We start from the raw sequence: 17,380 nt of genomic DNA, 5'->3' as shown, positions 1-17,380 counted from the left end.
ACCCGTGACAGAATCCGCTGGCGCCGCCGGCTACCCCCAGGGCATCAAACTGGGGGTAGACGTCGGCACCGTCCGCGTGGGCGTGGCCCTCTGCGACCGGGACGAAATCCTGGCCACTCCGCACAAGACCCTGGACCGCAACGCCAAGAAGAATTCCGACGTGCGTGTCATCGCGTCCCTCGCTGGGGAACTGGGCGCCGTCCAGGTCTTCGTGGGGCTGCCACGCACCATGAAGGGCGAGGAACACGCCTCTGCCAGGATGGCCACCGACTACGCCGAACTGCTGGTCGCGGAGTTCGTTGCCCGGGGAATGGATGTTCCGGTCAACCTGGTCGACGAGCGCCTGAGCAGTGTTACGGCGCACCGTAACCTGCACGAAGCTGGCATGAGCAGCCGGAACCACCGTAAAGTGGTGGATCAGGTCGCGGCGGCAGGCATCCTCCAGCACGCCATCGACATGCAAAAAGCCAGGGGAACGGACGTTGGCAGCCGCGTGACTGCGCCGCCCCGTACTCGGCCATCCGGAGCAGGTTCGGCAGTCCAGCCCGAGCATGCGGCCCCGGAAGGCACGACCCGATCTCAGAACACGGAAGGCTACAGTGAGCCCGTCCAGTAACGACGACGCCTCAGGCGCCACGAGCAACGATGGCGCCAGGCCGCTGACCCGAAAAGAGCTCCGCGCCCTGGAGAAGCACACGGGAGGCAGCGATGTGGTTCCCGAGCAGGCCTACGAAACGGGGCAGGATGCGCCCCCACCTGTGACGGCTCCTGTTCCCGCTCCTGCCCCCGCTCCTGCCCCCGCTCCTGCGCCTGCCCCCGTTCCGGTCCAGGCGGCCGAACCGGTTCAGGCGCCTGAACCGGATCCGGAGCCGCAGCCGGCCGTCCCCACAGTCCCGGAAACGCCGCCTTCCATCCAGGACGCCGGTCCGGCCGCAGACCACCAGCCGGACGAAGCCCAGGTTCAGGAATACCACCCCGAAGACCAGCACTTTCATGAAGCGCACGACGCCGGGCACCACCACCCTGACGAAGCGCTCCATGACGCCGGGCACCACTATCCGGACGAAGAACACCACGATGCAGGCCACCACGATGATCACCATGCCGATGACCACTACCTTGATGATCACCACCCCGACACCGGCCTGTTCGCTGGCGCAGTCGCGCTTCCCGTAGTGGCGAAGCCCTCCAAGAAGGTGCGGCGCCGGCGCCGCCTCCTGGCCCTGTTCCTGACACTTGTGGTCTTCGTGGCAGCGATCGCCGTGGGCGCGCAGTTCCTGAAGCCCCTGCTGGGAAACGATAAAGCGGCCGACTACCCCGGCCCCGGCACGGGCGAAGTCATAGTTTCGGTCCAGCCAGGTGAAGGTACGCGCTCCGTGGCCACCAGACTGGAAAGCGGGAAAGTTGTGGCAAATGCTGACACTTTCCTGCAGGCATTTGCTTCTTCCGGCGGAACGCTGTCGCCGGGGGACTACGCGTTCAAGATGGAAATGAAAAACTCCGACGCCGTCAGCGTCCTGCTCGGCACCGACAAGAGCAAGGTCATCTACTTCGCTTTGAGTGCCGGTCTCAGGGTCGGCGAGTCGCTTCAGGCCATCTCAGAAGGCTCCGGTGTGTCGCTGCAGCAACTGAAGGAGCTCAGCAACGCTCCCGCGCAGTTTGGGCTCCCAGCCAACGCCAAAAACCTTGAGGGTTTCCTCGCTCCGGGGGAGTATCGCTTCCCGCTTGGCACACCGGCCAAGGACATCCTCCAGTCGCTGGTGAAAGTAACCACGGACGAACTGGTGGCACAGGGCATCTCCGATCCGGCGAAGCAGTATGAAGCTGTGATCGTGGCGAGCATTGTCCAGGCTGAGGGCGGACAGGCTGAGTACGGCGACGTTGCCGGGGCCATCTACAACCGCCTCAAGCCGAATGACCAGACCTCCGGATATTTGCAGGTGGATTCTGCCGTGACGTACGGGCTGGGCACCAAGAGCTTCAACTTCACCGATGAAGAGCGCCGGGACAAATCCAACCTGTACAACACCTACGCCAACCCGGGCCTGCCGCCGGGCCCCATCGGCTCCCCGGGCAAGACCGCCATCGATGCGGCGGCGAAGCCCAAAACCAACGACTACCTGTACTGGGTAACCATCAACCTGGACACGAAGGAGACAAAGTTCTCCAAGACGCTCGACGAACACAACGTCTACGTCAACCAGTACAACACCTGGTGCCAGGCCAACGTGGGCCGCTGCACATGAGTCTCCGGGCCGCCGTCCTGGGCCATCCGATCAGCCACTCCAAGTCCCCGGCCCTGCACCTGGCGGCCTACGGCAGACTCGGGATGGACATCGCCTACACGGCCCTGGACCTGACCGAGCAGGCTCTGCCCGCCTTTATGGAACAGGTCAGGACGCAGCAGGGCTGGCGTGGACTCTCAGTCACCATGCCCCTGAAATCAGGCATGTTTGCCGAGGTGGACGAAGTCCGCGGCGTGGCACGGACGCTGGGCGTGGTCAACACCGTCGCCTTCGAGGAAGACCTGGGTTCCGTCAGGCGCATCGGCTACAACACCGACGTCGCCGGCATCGTCAACGCTGTCCTTAACGCCGGAGTGGCGGCCAGCCCCGCCGCGGTGGTGCTGGGCGGCGGCGGTACAGCCGCAGCCGCAGTGGCCGCGCTGAAGGATCTGGGCACGCAGCACGCCCAGGTGTTCGTCCGGGATACGTCCCGGGCCGACGAAGCACGCGCCGCCGCGGCCGGAGTAGGCCTTTCCATAGCCGTCCGGCCGCTGACCGAAGCCGCCGTTCCGACCGCAAGTGCCGACGTCGTAATTTCCACGCTCCCGCCGCGCGCAGCGGACGGGCTGGCGGCGGAGATCGCCGCGTTGGGAACCGGAACACCCGGTGTCCTCCTGGACGTGGCCTATGATCCGTGGCCCAGCCAGATTGCGTCGGCGTGGCAGTCCGGCGGCGGTGCGGTGGTGCCCGGGCTCGAAATGTTGTTGTACCAGGCGGTGGAACAGGTTCGCCTGTTCACCGGCCGCGGTGACGACGTTAATGCGTCTGTCATAGATGTGATGTGCGACTCAGTCGGCCTTCCCCGACGGGCGTTCTGACCGCCATACGTGGCAGGATGGAAATTATGTTGCGTTGGTTGACTGCCGGTGAATCCCATGGTCCGGCCCTGATGGGAATTATTGAAGGCGTCCCCGCCGGTGTTGAACTCACCAGCGGGCAGATCGCCGATTCATTGGCACGCCGCCGCCTTGGCTACGGCCGGGGCGCCCGGATGAAGTTCGAGCAGGACGTCGTGACCATTCTCGGCGGCGTCCGCCACGGCCTGACCCAGGGCGGCCCGGTGGCCGTCCAGGTCGCCAACACCGAATGGCCCAAGTGGGAGCAGATCATGGCTGCCGATCCGGTGGATCCGGAAATCCTGGCGGACCAGGCCCGCAACGCACCGCTGACCCGGCCCCGTCCGGGCCACGCAGACTTCACCGGGATGCAGAAGTACGGGTTCACCGAGGCCCGGCCCGTCCTGGAACGCGCTAGCGCCCGGGAGACCGCCACGCGGGTCGCCATGGGCACTGTGGCGTCCCAGTTCCTCAAGGCGCTCGGCATCGAACTGGTCAGCCACACCGTCTCCATCGCCAGTGTGACCGTGCCCGAGGGCCGTCCGCTGCCCGTTCCAGCCAACGTGATTGCGCTCGACGCCGATCCTTTGCGCTGTTTTGACCGCGAGACCTCAGACGCCATGGTGGCCGAGGTTGACGCCGCCCACAAGGAAGGCGAAACCCTGGGCGGTGTGGTGGAGGTCCTCGCGTACGGACTGCCGCCGGGACTGGGCAGCTATGTCCACTGGGACCGCAGGCTTGATTCGCGCCTCGCCGCCGCCCTGATGGGCATCCAGGCCATCAAGGGCGTGGAAGTTGGCGACGGTTTCCTGACAGCTGCGCGCCGCGGCTCCGCTGCCCACGATGAAATCGTCAAGGACGCGGACGGCAAGATCATCCGGACCAGCAACCGGGCCGGCGGCATTGAAGGCGGCATGAGCATCGGCGACGTCCTGCGCGTGCGAGCGGCCATGAAGCCCATCGCCACGGTGCCCCGCGCCCTTCGCACGGTTGACGTCAGCACGGGGGAGCCTGCCAAGGCGCACCACCAGCGCTCCGACGTCTGTGCCGTGCCGGCTGCCGGCGTGGTGGCCGAGGCGATGGTTGCGCTGGTTCTGGCGGAAGCCGTCACCGAAAAGTTCGGCGGTGACTCCGTGGCGGAGACCGCCCGCAACATCAAGGGTTACCTGGACAACATTCCGGCATCCCTGGACTCGATCGGCCACTAGTGCCAAGGAGCCGTAAGGCCGGTGTGCCTGGCGACCGGCCCATTGTCCTCATCGGACCCATGGCGGTGGGAAAGTCCGCGATCGGCCACGAGCTGGCCAAGCTGCTGGACGTGCCCTTCGTCGATACGGACAACCTGATCGTGGAAGCCCATGGCAGCATCGCCTCCATTTTTGCCGGCCGCGGCGAGCACGCGTTCCGGGAGATCGAGGCCCGGACCGTTGCCAGCGCGGTGGAGCATGCAGAAAGCGCGGCCAGCGTGATTTCCTTGGGTGGCGGCGCCGTGCTGGATTCCGGCACGCAGCAGCTCCTGGGCCGCTGCACTGTGGTGTACCTCGAATGTGATGAGGAAACCGTGGCCAGCCGCATCGCCCGGAACTCGGGTCGGCCGCTACTCGCCGGCGATGCCATGGCCCGATGGTCCGCTCTGTTTATTACCAGGAAACCCGTTTACGAACGGCTGGCCAACCTTGTGGTGGATGTCCGCCAGGGCTCGGTCAGCGAGCTGGGACACCGGCTCGAAGTTGCGCTGCGTGACTACGCGGCCGCCAAACAGGAAGTTGAAAATTGAGCGTCGATTCAACAGTCATCAAGGTCACCGGCGAATCCGCTGGGCAGAATTACGACGTCGTAGTTGGCCGCGGTCTGCTGGGGAACCTTCCGGCGTTGCTGGGGGAGCGGGTCCGGCGTGTGCTGGTCATCCATCCCCGTGCGTTGCGGCTCACCGGTGACACGGTCCGCGATGAGCTGGCTGCAGCGGGTTTCACCTCGCTGACCGCGGAAATCCCGGACGCCGAAGAAGGCAAACACATCCAGGTCGCGGCTTTCTGTTGGCAGGTCCTGGGCCAGAACGATTTCACGCGCTCGGACGCCATCGTGGCAGTGGGCGGCGGGGCCGTCACCGACCTGGCCGGTTTTGTGGCGGCTACCTGGCTTCGCGGCGTGAAGGTCATCCACATGCCCACCAGCCTGCTGGGCATGGTGGATGCTTCCGTGGGTGGAAAGACCGGCATCAACACGGCTGAGGGCAAGAACCTGGTGGGCTCCTTCCACCCCCCGGCCGGAGTGCTGGTGGACCTGGACACCCTTTACACGTTGCCCAGGAATGAAATCATTTCCGGGATGGCTGAAGTCATCAAGTGCGGCTTCATCGCAGATCCGGCCATCCTTGACCTGATCGAAAAGGACCCGGCGGCGGCCACCGACCCCGGATCGGACGCCCTGCGCGAACTTATCGAACGCGCTATCGCGGTCAAGGCCAAAGTGGTTTCGGAAGACCTCAAGGAATCCGGGCTGCGCGAAATTCTTAACTACGGCCACACCTTGGCCCACGCCATTGAACTGGTGGAGCGGTACTCCTGGCGGCACGGCGCGGCAGTATCGGTGGGCATGATGTTCGCCGCTGAACTTGCCCGCAGCGTTGGCCGGCTCAGCGACGTGGACGCCGACCGCCACCGCAGCATCCTGGAAACACTGGGCCTCCCGGTCACATACCGGCGAGACCGCTGGCAGGGACTGCTGGACGGCATGCGGCGCGACAAGAAATCACGCGGGGACCTCCTGCGCTTTGTGGTTCTGGACGGCATCGCCAAGCCGGGCATCCTGGATGTCCCGGACACGTCCCTGCTCTTCGCGGCCTACCAGGAAATCGCCTCCTGATGCAGGGCGACGTGGCGGGCACCAGCGACTGGCCCGAGGCTGGCTTCCCCGGAATCCGGATCAACCCGGTCTCCCTGCTGCCGGAGATCGTCAACGAGAACGCCTGCCGCGCGGCCCTGGCGGCGTCCGCGGACCCGTCAGACCAGATTTTCGTCCTGATCGTGGAAGGGCATGCTGCGGAGGCGGCCGAACTGCTCGCGGAGGCCCGCTTCAAGGACCCTGAGTCCTTCCGGCTCCGCACGTTCGAGGCCGAGGTACTGCGTGTCTCCCACCGCACCGACCGCGCCCTTGATTTGTTCAGGCAGTTACTCGCTGAGTTCCAAGGGACTGACCGTGAAGCACTGGTACTGCAATACCTGGGCAAGACCCAGTACGCCGCCGGACACACGTCCGCCGCGGTAGAAGCCTTTGCCCGGGCACTGGATCTTCGGGTTGCGCAATCGGCTGATGCCGCGCAGATCTACTCGTCCACCGTTGCCCTTCAGCGGGCCCGCGACGTCCTGGATCTCGCCTGCTGACACGCCTATCCGGTTCTGAGGTGGGTGGCCGGGAGGCCCGGACGCAAGCCGCCCGGGTTTTACCGGTAGAATGGTTCTTGGATTTTTGATAAACACGCGCTGGCGGGCCGTTCGGCTTGCCTGGCCGGCATAGAACGTCTGACAACTGACCAGACAGATAGAAACCAGAGGATACCAGTGGCAACCACTAACGACATCAAGAACGGAACGGTCCTGAAGCTCGAGGGCCAGCTCTGGAACATCATTGAATTCCAGCACGTCAAGCCCGGCAAAGGTGGCGCGTTTGTGCGGACCAAGATGCGGAACGTGATGTCCGGCAAAGTTGTAGACAAGACGTTCAACGCCGGCCTTAAGATCGAAACCGCCACGGTTGACCGCCGGGACTACCAGTACCTGTACCAGGACGGCGCCGACTTCGTGTTTATGGACACCTCGGACTTCGACCAGCTCACTGTCTCCGGCGCCACTGTTGGTGACGCCACCAACTTCATGCTGGAGAACCAGATGGTCAACATCGCCATCCACGAAGGCAACCCGCTCTACATCGAACTTCCGCCCAGCGTTGTCCTCGAGATCACCTACACCGAGCCTGGCCTGCAGGGCGACCGCTCCTCGGCTGGCACCAAGCCCGCAACGCTGGAAACCGGCTACGAGATCCAGGTTCCGTTGTTCGTCGAGAACAACACCAAGGTCAAGGTTGATACTCGCGACGGCAGCTACCTCGGCCGGGTCAGCGAGTAGTGAGCGCACGCGGTAAGGCCCGTAACAGGGCACTGGATGTCCTCTTCGAGGCCGAGCAGCGCTCGGTTTCCGCCTTCGATGTACTCAGGTCCCGGCGCGAACTGACAGACCAGATCGTGAACCCGTACACCTTGGAAATCGTGGAAGGCGTCGTCTCACAGCAGACCGCCATCGACGAATTCCTCGAGACCTATTCCCAGGGCTGGACCCTGGAACGTATGCCTTCGGTGGACCGCATCATCCTGCGGATCGGCACCTGGGAACTGCTGTACAACGACGACGTTCCCGACGGTGTCGCGGTCAGTGAGGCAGTGGCACTGTCCAAGACGCTCTCAACGGATGAATCGCCGTCGTTCATCAACGGCCTCCTGGGCCGGCTGCAGCAGCTGAAGCCCTCCCTCTTGGCCTGAGCTGCTACGGCGGCGGGTAAAGAGCCCGCGCACGGCGTCGTGAAGAGCCCCGGCCAGGTCCACCTGGCCGGGGCTCTTTGCGTACCCGGAAACGATCGCTGACCGGCGCTTCCTATAGGATCTGACTATGCAAAACGCGTCCACAGGCCCACGCGCCGGCAGCAGCACAGATGACCAGACCGGCCCCCGCAGGACCGGCCGCGCGGTCAGCCGCGAGGTGCTGGCGGACCACGTTTACGCGGAACTCCTGGCCTCCCTTATGGATGGCCGGCTGGCGCCCGGAGCCGTGGTCAGCATTGACGGGACGGCCCGCGAACTGGACGTTTCTCCCACTCCGGTCCGCGAGGCCCTTGCACGGCTTGAGCACACCGGAATGGTCCGGAGGGTGGCGCTGAAAGGCTACCGCGTGGCTCCCGTTTTTACGCAGGAGGATTTTGCGGAGCTGATGGAGGCGCGGTTGGCAATCGAGCCCGTCAACGCCCGGCTGGCCTGTGAACGCATCAACCAGCATGGCCTGGCCGAGCTCGGGAAGGCCGTCGAGGACCTGAAATCCGCACCTCGGGGACCTTCGTTTGCCGAGTTCAAGGACTACCTCGAGGCGGACGAGAGGTTCCACCAGCTGATTGCGCGGCAAACCGGAAACCAGTTTATGGAGGCCGCCTACTCAGCCCTCGGGGGACAGGTCCAACGGTTCCGGCTCTTCGGCGGCGTGGGCATTACGGATGCCGAGCACGCCATCGCGGAACACGAGGCAGTCCTGGCTGCCGTTACCACCGGCGATCCCGACAAAGCAGCCGCAGCCATGGCGGACCACATCCGCAAGGTCCGTTCCCGGGCCATTGCCGACGCCCCGGAAAGCTAATCCCGGCTGGGCGGGGCCCACTCAGGGATGTGATCTTGACAACTCTTTTTTGATAGTAGATCCTATAGGAAAGATGATTACGAGGGAGTGAAGCATCGTGGCTTACACAGCTGAGAATTGGCCCATCACCGCAGCACTGCTGCAGTTTCCGGGAACTGACGGCAAGGGAATGCAAATCAACGACGCCGATGCGTCCAGTTGGGCGGAAGTCCTGACCGAGGTCAAGGAAGCCGGCTTCGCCAACGCTGACCTGACCGACAGCTGGGTCCGTCCCGGCGATCTGAGCAAGGAGCGGCTCGCCGAGTTCAAGCAGACTGCAGACAATGTGGGCATCGGGATCCCGGTCATTTCCGCCATCCGCCGCAGCGTGATCCACCAGACGGACTGGGCCGACAACCTCGCCTACAGCCACCGGACCATCGACGCAGCCGCCGAGCTCGGCTGCGAAGTAGTCTCCTTTGGACTGCACCAAGCCATTACCCCGGAGCAGCAGAAGCAGCTGTGGTTCTGGACCGTTGAGGGCTACAAGGACCCGGTGGGGGACAAGGAAGTGTGGTGCAAGGCAGTCTCCCGCATCCGTGAGCTGGGCCAGCACGCAGCAGACGCCGGTGTCCTGCTCTCCCTGGAGATGTACGAGGATACCTACCTCGGCACGGCGGACTCCTCGATACAGCTGGTGCAGGACATCGGCCTGGCCAATGTTGGGCTCAACCCGGACCTCGGCAACCTGATCCGGCTGCACCGGCCCATCGAGGACTGGCGCGAAATGGTAGCCAAGACCATGCCGTACTCGAACTACTGGCACATGAAGAACTACATCCGGGACGAGGACGTGGCGCGGGACAGCTACATCACCATGCCCGCCCCGATGGAGAGCGGCCTCATCAACTACCGCGAAGCCTTCAAGGTTGCACTGTCCGTAGGCTTCCAGGGCATCCTCTGCACCGAACACTACGGCGGAGACGGACTCAGCGTTACGGCCAGCAACCAGGAGTACCTACGCCGCCACATCCTGCCCAAGACCGATGGCTATGCGCTGGGCCAGAGCCAGGTTACCCAGGGCCGGCAACTGCCCGCCGCGGAATTCGCTGGCGTCTAAGGAAAAGCCATGACACAAATCTTCGACAACCCCGCAGACTTTGCGGACGATGCACTGGACGGCTTCGTCGCCGCCAACCGCGGTTACGTTGCACGCGTTGATGGCGGAGTGGTCCGGTCAACCGAAGTCCCCGCCGGCCAGGTTGCCCTGGTGGTAGGCGGCGGCTCCGGTCACTACCCGGCTTTCGCCGGACTCGTGGGTCCAGGGCTGGCGACGGCCTCGGCCTGCGGCAACATGTTCGCTTCACCGGCTGCCGGGCAGATTTACCGGGTGGCCAAAGAGGCAAATGCCGGCGGGGGAGTGCTGCTGAGCTACGGCAACTATGCGGGCGACGTCCTTCACTTCGGTCAGGCGCAGCTGCGCCTGAACGCAGAGGGCATCGAGACCCGCACGGTCACCGTCACGGACGACATCGCCAGTGCACCGACCGACCAGATCGGGAAGCGCCGCGGCATCGCCGGCGACCTCACGGTGTTCAAGATCGCCGGTGCCGCCGCCGAAGCGGGACTGAACCTTGACGACGTCGAGCGCTTGGCCCTCAAGACCAACCACCGAACGCGTTCGCTCGGCGTGGCCTTCGACGGCTGCACCCTGCCCGGCGCCAGCGAACCGCTCTTCCACGTCCCGGCAGGCCAGATGTCCCTGGGCCTGGGCATCCACGGGGAACCGGGCATCTCGGAACATCCCATGCCCACGGCGTCCGAACTCGCCGAACTGCTGGTCTCGCGCCTCCTCGCGGACACTCCGGATCACCGCGGAAGCCGCGTGGTGGCCATCGTCAACGGCCTCGGTACCGTCAAGTACGACGAACTTTTCCTCCTGTTCGGCAAGATCGAGAGACTCCTCGTCAACGCCGGACTGACCGTGGTGGAACCGGAATGCGGCGAGTTGGTCACGAGCCTGGACATGTCCGGGCTATCCCTCACGCTGTTCTGGCTGGATGAGGAACTCGAACGCTACTGGGCCGCGCCAGCAGACTCACCGGCCTACCGCAAGGGCAACCTGGCTCCGCGTGCCCGCCGCCAGCTGACCGGACCGGAAGACGCCGTCGCCGGCGAAGTGGAAGAAACGACGGCGGCAGCAGCGGACCTGGGCCGGCTGGCAGCCGCCGTGCTCGCCCAAGTGCGGGAAGTCGTCGTCGAACACGAAGAGGAACTGGGCAACCTGGACGCCATAGCCGGCGACGGCGACCACGGCATCGGCATGCGCCGCGGCGTGGAGGCAGCAACCGACGCCGCGGCACAGGCCGCAGAGTCCGGCGCGTCGGTGGGACGCGTGCTTGAAGCAGCCGGAGAAGCCTGGAGCGAACGCGCGGGCGGCACCTCAGGCGCACTGTGGGGATCTGCAATCATCGCGTCTGGACTTGCCCTGGGCAACCGGGAAACCTACACCATTGAGGACGCGATCGCCGCCGTGACCGCATTGGTGGGCGCCATTACCGAGCTCGGCAAGGCCGAGCCGGGCGACAAGACCATGGTGGACGCGCTCTTGCCCTTCCGGGAGGCGTTCCTCCGGGAGTCCGACGGCGGCAACTCCCTCGCAGGGTCTCTCACCGCAGCCGCAGTCGCTGCCCGGGCGGCGGCTGCCAAAACGGCGGAACTGCGCCCGCTCAAGGGCCGCGCCCGTCCGCTGGCCGAAAAGAGCCTCGGGCACCCCGACCCCGGCGCGGTCTCCTTTGGACTGATCGCCGAACGGATTGCCGCATACATCCACTCTGGCCTGGCGGAGCCAAACTTCACGGAGCCAGGGTTGGTTCAGTCTGAACTGGCTTACGCGGCCGGAAAAGGAGCAACAACATGAACACCCACGCAGGTTGGCGCATCGTCATCGGCAACGATGAGGCCGGCGTCGAGTACAAGGAAGCACTGAAGGCGCTGCTCACGGCAGACAGCCGCGTTGCCGCCGTGCTGGACATCGGCGTTGGGGCCAACGATGCCACCGCCTACCCGCACGTCGCGGTTAATGCCGCCCGTAAAGTGGCGGAAGGCGAAGCGGACCGCGCACTCCTCATCTGCGGAACGGGACTGGGAGTTGCCATCGCGGCCAACAAGGTACCCGGAATCCGTGCGGTGACGGCCCACGACAGCTATTCCGTGGAGCGCTCCGTCCTCAGCAACAATGCACAGGTCCTCACGCTGGGCCAGCGGGTCATCGGCCTGGAGCTCGCCAAGAAGCTCGTGGGCGAGTGGCTCGAGTACCGCTTTGATGAAAGTTCAGCGTCCGCCGGCAAGGTCGACGCCATCTGCTCCTATGAGCCCGCATACACGAAGGCAGTCTGATCATGACCACAACACCTAACAGCTCACGCAAGATCGCCGTCGTCGGATCGGGCTACATGGGCGGCGGCATTGCCCAGGTCCTGGCACTGGGCGGAGCCCGCGTCGCCCTGGCCGACGTCTCCGCCGAGGTGGCGCAGAAGAACTATGACCGGCTGCTGGCCGAATCCGACCAGTTCGTCGCCGACGGTCTGTTCCCCGAGGGTTCCACCGCCATCCTCAAGCAGAACCTCTGGGTCGCCAAGGACATCGAGGAAGCCGTGGCGGGTGCCGACTTCATCGAAGAAGCCGTACCCGAAGTCATCGCCATCAAGCACCAGACACTGGCACGGATCAGCGCCGCTGCCCGGGCCGATGCCGTCATCGGCTCCAACACGTCAACCATCTCCATCGCGGAGCTGTCCGAGCCGGTCGCCAACCCGGAGCGCTTCCTGGGTGTGCACTTCTCGAACCCGTCCCCGTTTATCCCTGGCGTGGAGATCATCCCGCATGCAGGCACTTCGGCCGCCACCATCGGCGCCGTCCGGGATCTGGTCCATGCCGCCAACAAGCAGACCGCGGTGGTCAAAGACGTCACCGGATTTGTCCTGAACCGCCTGCAGTATGCCCTGTTCCACGAGGCCGCGCAGCTCGTGGAGCAGGGAATCGCGACCGCTGAGGACGTGGACACCCTGGTCCGCACCACCTTCGGCTTCCGCCTGCCGTTCTTCGGTCCGTTCGCCATCGCAGACATGGCCGGCCTGGACGTGTACAACTTCTGCTACAAGTCACTGCAGACCGAATTCCCGGAACGCTTCGCCACGCCCAAGATCCTGAGTGACCTGGTGGAAGCGGGCAAACTCGGCACCAAGTCCGGCGCGGGCTTCCTCAACGTCCCGGCCGAACGCACCCCGGAACTCATCGCCTACCGCAACCGGGCCTACGTGGCCATGCAGAAGCTCATCGACGAGCTCGGCCCGGCCCCCATCAACTAAGGAGCATTTCCATGGCCACTTTCCCTGCTGAACGCACCGCCATCATCACGGGCGCCGTCTCCGAACGCGGTATCGGCCGCGCCACGGCCGGCTACCTGGCCGCCCAGGGCTGGAACATCGGCATCATCGACCTGGACGACGCCCAGTCCCAAGCCGCCGCCAAGGAAATCGCCGCCCAGTACGGCGTGAAGGCCCACGGCGTCGGCGCCAACGTCGGCGACGAAGCCTCCGTCCGCGCAGCTATCGACTCGATCGAAGCAGAGCTGCCGCAGGTCGTCGCACTGGCCAACGTGGCCGGCGTCAGCTCACCTGTTCCGTATCTTGAACTGGACGCCGCTGAATGGGACCGCGTAATGAGCATCAACCTCAACGGTGTCCATTACGCCACCCGCCGCGTCGCCGAATCCATGGCGAAGAACCGGATCGGACGCATCGTGAACATCTCTTCCGTGTCCGCCCAACGCGGCGGCGGCACCTTCTCCAAAACGCCGTACTCCGCGGCCAAGGCAGGGGTCATCGGCCTGACCCGCGCCACCGCCCGCGAGTTGGGGGAGTACGACATCACGGTGAACGCCATTTCCCCCGGCCCTGTCGACACGGACATCATGGGCGGCACCCTCAGCCAGGAACGCAAAGACGAACTCACCAAGGACCTCGTGGTCAACCGCGTCGGATCCACCCGCGACATCGCAGCAGCCATCGCCTTCCTCATCAGCGAGGACGCCGGATACATCTCCGGCCAGACACTGAACGTGGATGGCGGACTCTACATGCACTAGGAAGGACCACCATGGGCACCTGGACCAAGGAACGCAGAATCTACCTGGCCGTGGGCGTGTTCGCCTGCCTGATCGGCGCAATACTCATCGCATTCTCGCTCTAACCGCTCCACCTTCCACTGATTTGCTCACCTGCTTACTCAACGAGGAGTTTGAATGACTGTCACCACTGGAACAAATGCCACCAAGGAGTTACTGGATTCACCGGTCCTCAAATCGGCGATCTCCAAAGCCTCCTTCCGGCTGATGCCGATGCTCGTCATCCTGTACGTCGTGGCCTTCCTGGACCGCACCAACGTGGGCTTCGCCGAGGCAGCACTTGAAGTGGACAGGGGCATCACCGCCGGCGCATATGCCCTGGGTGCCGGTATCTTCTTCATCGGCTACGCCTTGTTCGAGATCCCTTCCAACCTGCTGCTGACCAAGTTCGGCGCCAAGGTGTGGCTGGCCCGCATCGCCATCACGTGGGGCATCGTCTCGGCCTGCTTCGCCTTCGTCCAGGGCGAGACCTCCTTCATCATCCTGCGCTTCCTGCTCGGCGTGACCGAGGCCGGCCTGTTCCCGGGCGTCATCATGTTCCTGGCCGCCTGGTTCCCCAACAAGGTCCGCGTCAAGATGTTCGCCATCTTCTACCTGGCCCAGCCGTTCTCCCAGATGATGGGCGCCCCGCTGTCGGGGTGGCTCATCAACATCGGCGACCAGGTTCCCGGCGTTGCCGGCTGGCAGGTCATGTTCTTCGTTGAAGGCATGCTGGCAGTACTCGCCGGTATTGCCGCCTACTTCTTCCTCATCAACACCCCCCAAGACGCGAAATTCCTGGACAAGGACGAGAAGAAGGCGCTGCTGGACGTTATGGCCCTCGAGGACGGGGTCAAGGAAAAGGACGGCCCCCGCGGTGTCCTCGCCGCCATGAAGAACCGCAAGGTCTGGTACTTCACCGCCATCTACTTCTGCCTCCAGATCGCCGTTTACGGCGTGACGTTCTACCTGCCGCAGCAGGTGGCACAGCTCACCGGGCAGAAGGTGGGCATCGAAGTGGGCCTGCTGGCCGCCATCCCCTGGTTCTTCGGCATCTTCGCGTGCTACTTCATCGGCAAGGCGGCCAACACCATCGTCCGCCGCCGTGTCTGGGGCACCGGGCTGTTTATCTCCACCGGCCTGTGCATCTTCGGCTCCGCCTGGGCGGGCTCCAACCACCTCCCGGCGCTGGGCATCATCTTCATCACGCTCGCGGTGTGCAGCTTCCTCTCGATCGGTCCCATCGCGTGGTCCTACCCGACGGCGTTCCTCACCGGAACGGCGGCCGCTGCGGGCATCGGCCTGATCAACTCGCTGGGTAACCTGGGCGGTTTCGTGGCCCCCATCCTGCGGACCACGGTCAACCAGGTCACCGCATCGGACACCGGCACCATGGGCGTGTACGCCCTGGGTGTCCTTCCGTTCTTGGCGGCCATCATGATGTACGCCACGAAGAGGTTCCGCAACAAGGCCGACGATCTGCTCGACAACAAGTGACCGGACACCATGACTGAATGCAGCAGCGCGGACCAGAGCGGCACCCCGGAGATCCTCTACATCGGCGTCAGCACCAAGATGTACATGGGATACCGGGACTGCCTGGACTGGCTCGCCCGCATACAGCATGAAGTCGACTCCCGTCCGGCCCTTGCGGCCGGGCGGGTGGTCCCGTTTGTGATCCCTTCCTTCCCGGTCCTTCCGGCCGCCAGCGGCGTCATCTCAGGATCACCGCTTCTGCTGGGAGCCCAGAACTGCGGCTGGGCGGACGGCCCGTGGACAGGTGAGGTGTCGCCGTCGCTTCTGGCCGAGCTTGGGGTGAGCCTCGTGGAGATCGGCCACGCCGAACGGCGGCGGCACTTCGGCGAGGATAACACCATGATCGCCCGGAAAGTCAAGGCAGCCGACGACGCCGGCATCACCCCGCTGCTGTGCGTGGGCGAGGACACACGCAGTGAAAAAAGCGGGACCGGAGCCAGCGGAGCGGCTGCATTTGTCCATCAGCAGATCGACGAGGCGGTCGGCGGTGACTGGGCCCTGGCATCCCGGCTCATGATCGCCTACGAACCGGTCTGGGCCATTGGCGCAACGGAGCCCGCCGATGCAGGCTACGTCGCCGCCGTGGTGCGTTCACTGCGGACGCTGCTGGCTGCCCATTCGCACGAGGCAGGTGACGCGTTGGGGGACCCGCCGGTTATCTATGGCGGGTCGGCCAGGCCAGGGCTGCTGCCCGCGCTCGACGGCGTCTCCGGGCTCTTCCTGGGCCGGTTCGCCCACGATGCGGCGAACTTCGGCAAAGTCCTTGATGAGGCACTGTCAATGACGGCTTTGCAGGAGGCTCTCCGGGGAACCTAGCCGGAGGAACCGAACAGGAGGAACCGAACGGCGCCCGAGTCAGCCCGCGACGGCGGCGCGCAGGGACAGAATCCGCTGCAGCTGCTGCTGCTCCTCCATCTGGTGCAGCCGGACGTCGCGGCCGCTGAGGATACGCTGCCGGATGAAGGCGAGCTGGGTGGCAGCGTGGAGGAACGCCTTCATCTGCGGGCGGCGGTGGTAGCCGGCCGCCCACTGCAGGGCGGTCCGCCGGCCGCGCGGGGTGGCCAGCAGTTCCACCTCGGCGGGGCTGAACCAGCCAGCCGCGGAGTATTCCATCAGCCGTTGGCGGGTGAGTCGGTTTTCAGCGACGCGGAGGAGGACGATGCCCACAACGGCCAGCACAAAGATGGGCACCTGGACCAGGATGTATTCCGCCAGGAACCCCGCGCCCATGCTGTTCCACCGGTTATGCAGCAGCATCGCGGGGATCAGCCCGATGACAAAGGCCAGCACCGAGGCTCCGGAGTGCCAGCGGCGGGCGGCGAAACCCATGATGAGGCCGGTGGACCCCGTGAAGATGGCATGGGCGAAGGGTGACATCACGCCGCGGAGGAGGAAGACCTGGGCCAGATCCGTTCCCGGGTTGGCGGATTCAGCGATGGCCCGGCCAAAGTAGAGGATGTTTTCGGTGAACGCGAAGCCGCCGGCGATGGTGAAGGCGAAGACTATGCCGTCCACCGGACCGTCGAAGTGTTTGCGCGCCAGCAGCAGGATCATCAGCAGGCCCAGGGACTTCGCAAACTCTTCCACTACAGGCGCCTGGACGGTGGCCATAAACGTCTGGAAGTCAGCCACCTCGCTGAACTGGAAAGTCAGGGCGAAGAACGGCTGGATGAGCAGCGTGACCGCGATGGACACCGCAGCGCCCCAGGTGAACGCGAAGACCAGGAGCCGCTTGGGTTCCGGTTCCCACCGGTCGATCAGATAAACCGCAAGGAGCACCGCGGACAGCGGGATCAGTGACAGCACAAACCCTGCCAGGAACCCGCCCACGCCGATGTTGGCCACTAAGAACGGCACCACCAGGAACAGGCTCAGGAAAACAAGGGCGGCGCCGCCCACCGTGAGTGCCAGAAGGCCTGCGGGCCGGCGGCCAGCCAGGGTTGCCTGCGGAGGCCCCAGCGGCGGCAGCCTGGCCGCGTTGGTTCCGGGCGCGGGCCGGTAGTACTCCGGTTCAACCCGGCCCATCCAGCTGGGGTTCGCCTGCGTGGGGAAAGGATCCGGTGGGCCGGCCGGCCCGCCGGCCTGGCCGGAACCCGGCTGATGAGGGTGCATGGACATACTGGAAGCCTATGATGCCCCTGCCGATGTGGTAATTTTGAGACGCAAATGATCCTTTTTTAA

The 17,380-nt window shown here is 64.9% G+C and carries 18 protein-coding genes; 17 read left to right on the top strand and 1 reads right to left on the bottom strand.

Translation table 11 applies throughout. From position 1 onward, the window contains the following. Positions 1-4: 4 nt before the first annotated feature. The 17 genes from ruvX (at position 5) to NG698_RS03050 (ending at position 16,015) form a co-directional block, all read left to right on the top strand. Positions 5-616: a Holliday junction resolvase RuvX gene (gene ruvX, locus NG698_RS03130; RefSeq protein ID WP_252598910.1), complete on the top strand. Its 612-nt coding sequence runs from the start codon at positions 5-7 to the stop codon at positions 614-616. Next, positions 600-2,246: an endolytic transglycosylase MltG gene (gene mltG / locus NG698_RS03125; protein WP_252608005.1), complete on the top strand. Its 1,647-nt coding sequence runs from the start codon at positions 600-602 to the stop codon at positions 2,244-2,246. Before ruvX ends, mltG begins: the two co-directional genes overlap by 17 nt. Next, positions 2,243-3,103: a shikimate dehydrogenase gene (locus NG698_RS03120; protein WP_252608004.1), complete on the top strand. Its 861-nt coding sequence runs from the start codon at positions 2,243-2,245 to the stop codon at positions 3,101-3,103. The genes mltG and NG698_RS03120 overlap by 4 nt, the downstream gene beginning before the upstream one ends. 26 nt (positions 3,104-3,129) lie before the next feature. Further along, positions 3,130-4,329, top strand: coding sequence for a chorismate synthase (gene aroC, locus NG698_RS03115; RefSeq protein ID WP_058932358.1), 1,200 nt, complete (start codon positions 3,130-3,132; stop codon positions 4,327-4,329). After that, complete coding sequence (locus NG698_RS03110; protein ID WP_374209938.1) at positions 4,329-4,898, top strand: shikimate kinase; 570 nt, start codon at positions 4,329-4,331, stop codon at positions 4,896-4,898. The genes aroC and NG698_RS03110 overlap by 1 nt, the downstream gene beginning before the upstream one ends. Beyond that, positions 4,895-5,986, top strand: a complete 1,092-nt coding sequence (aroB, locus tag NG698_RS03105; RefSeq protein ID WP_252598907.1) for a 3-dehydroquinate synthase — start codon at positions 4,895-4,897, stop codon at positions 5,984-5,986. The genes NG698_RS03110 and aroB overlap by 4 nt, the downstream gene beginning before the upstream one ends. Next, the gene (locus NG698_RS03100) at positions 5,986-6,504 is read left to right on the top strand and encodes a tetratricopeptide repeat protein (RefSeq protein ID WP_252598906.1); all 519 of its coding nucleotides are present in this window, start codon (positions 5,986-5,988) and stop codon (positions 6,502-6,504) included. Before aroB ends, NG698_RS03100 begins: the two co-directional genes overlap by 1 nt. A gap of 177 nt (positions 6,505-6,681) precedes the next feature. Beyond that, on the top strand, positions 6,682-7,245 hold the full coding sequence (gene efp, locus NG698_RS03095; RefSeq protein WP_056340266.1) for an elongation factor P: 564 nt from the start codon (positions 6,682-6,684) through the stop codon (positions 7,243-7,245). Further along, entirely contained in the window at positions 7,245-7,655 is a 411-nt protein-coding gene (nusB, locus tag NG698_RS03090; protein ID WP_056340263.1) for a transcription antitermination factor NusB, read from the top strand. Before efp ends, nusB begins: the two co-directional genes overlap by 1 nt. Before the next feature lie 127 nt (positions 7,656-7,782). Next, the gene (locus NG698_RS03085; RefSeq protein ID WP_252598905.1) at positions 7,783-8,517 is read left to right on the top strand and encodes a GntR family transcriptional regulator; all 735 of its coding nucleotides are present in this window, start codon (positions 7,783-7,785) and stop codon (positions 8,515-8,517) included. A gap of 97 nt (positions 8,518-8,614) precedes the next feature. Next, on the top strand, positions 8,615-9,616 hold the full coding sequence (locus NG698_RS03080) for a sugar phosphate isomerase/epimerase family protein (RefSeq protein WP_252608003.1): 1,002 nt from the start codon (positions 8,615-8,617) through the stop codon (positions 9,614-9,616). A gap of 9 nt (positions 9,617-9,625) precedes the next feature. Further along, on the top strand, positions 9,626-11,416 hold the full coding sequence (locus NG698_RS03075) for a dihydroxyacetone kinase family protein (RefSeq protein ID WP_252598903.1): 1,791 nt from the start codon (positions 9,626-9,628) through the stop codon (positions 11,414-11,416). Then, entirely contained in the window at positions 11,413-11,895 is a 483-nt protein-coding gene (locus NG698_RS03070) for a ribose-5-phosphate isomerase (protein ID WP_252598902.1), read from the top strand. Before NG698_RS03075 ends, NG698_RS03070 begins: the two co-directional genes overlap by 4 nt. Positions 11,896-11,897: 2 nt before the next feature. Beyond that, entirely contained in the window at positions 11,898-12,866 is a 969-nt protein-coding gene (locus NG698_RS03065; protein ID WP_252598901.1) for a 3-hydroxyacyl-CoA dehydrogenase family protein, read from the top strand. Positions 12,867-12,877: 11 nt separating this feature from the next. Continuing rightward, positions 12,878-13,645 carry an SDR family NAD(P)-dependent oxidoreductase gene (locus NG698_RS03060; RefSeq protein WP_252608002.1) on the top strand — a complete coding sequence of 256 codons (768 nt, stop codon included), beginning with the start codon at positions 12,878-12,880 and terminating at the stop codon, positions 13,643-13,645. A 156-nt stretch (positions 13,646-13,801) separates the two neighbouring features. Beyond that, positions 13,802-15,160 carry an MFS transporter gene (locus NG698_RS03055; protein WP_252598899.1) on the top strand — a complete coding sequence of 453 codons (1,359 nt, stop codon included), beginning with the start codon at positions 13,802-13,804 and terminating at the stop codon, positions 15,158-15,160. Positions 15,161-15,169: 9 nt separating this feature from the next. Then, positions 15,170-16,015, top strand: a complete 846-nt coding sequence (locus NG698_RS03050) for a triose-phosphate isomerase family protein (protein ID WP_252608001.1) — start codon at positions 15,170-15,172, stop codon at positions 16,013-16,015. A 39-nt stretch (positions 16,016-16,054) separates the two neighbouring features. Here the strand turns inward: NG698_RS03050 and NG698_RS03045 are convergent, their stop codons facing one another. Then, positions 16,055-17,317 (bottom strand): PrsW family intramembrane metalloprotease, encoded by a 1,263-nt coding sequence (locus NG698_RS03045; RefSeq protein ID WP_252608000.1) that lies wholly within the window; start codon positions 17,315-17,317, stop codon positions 16,055-16,057. Between the last annotated feature and the right edge of the window lie 63 nt (positions 17,318-17,380).

This window comes from Pseudarthrobacter raffinosi (assembly GCF_023913735.1).
Classification (GTDB): Bacteria; Actinomycetota; Actinomycetes; order Actinomycetales; family Micrococcaceae; genus Arthrobacter; species Arthrobacter raffinosi.
This window is presented reverse-complemented; position numbering and strand designations above follow the sequence as displayed.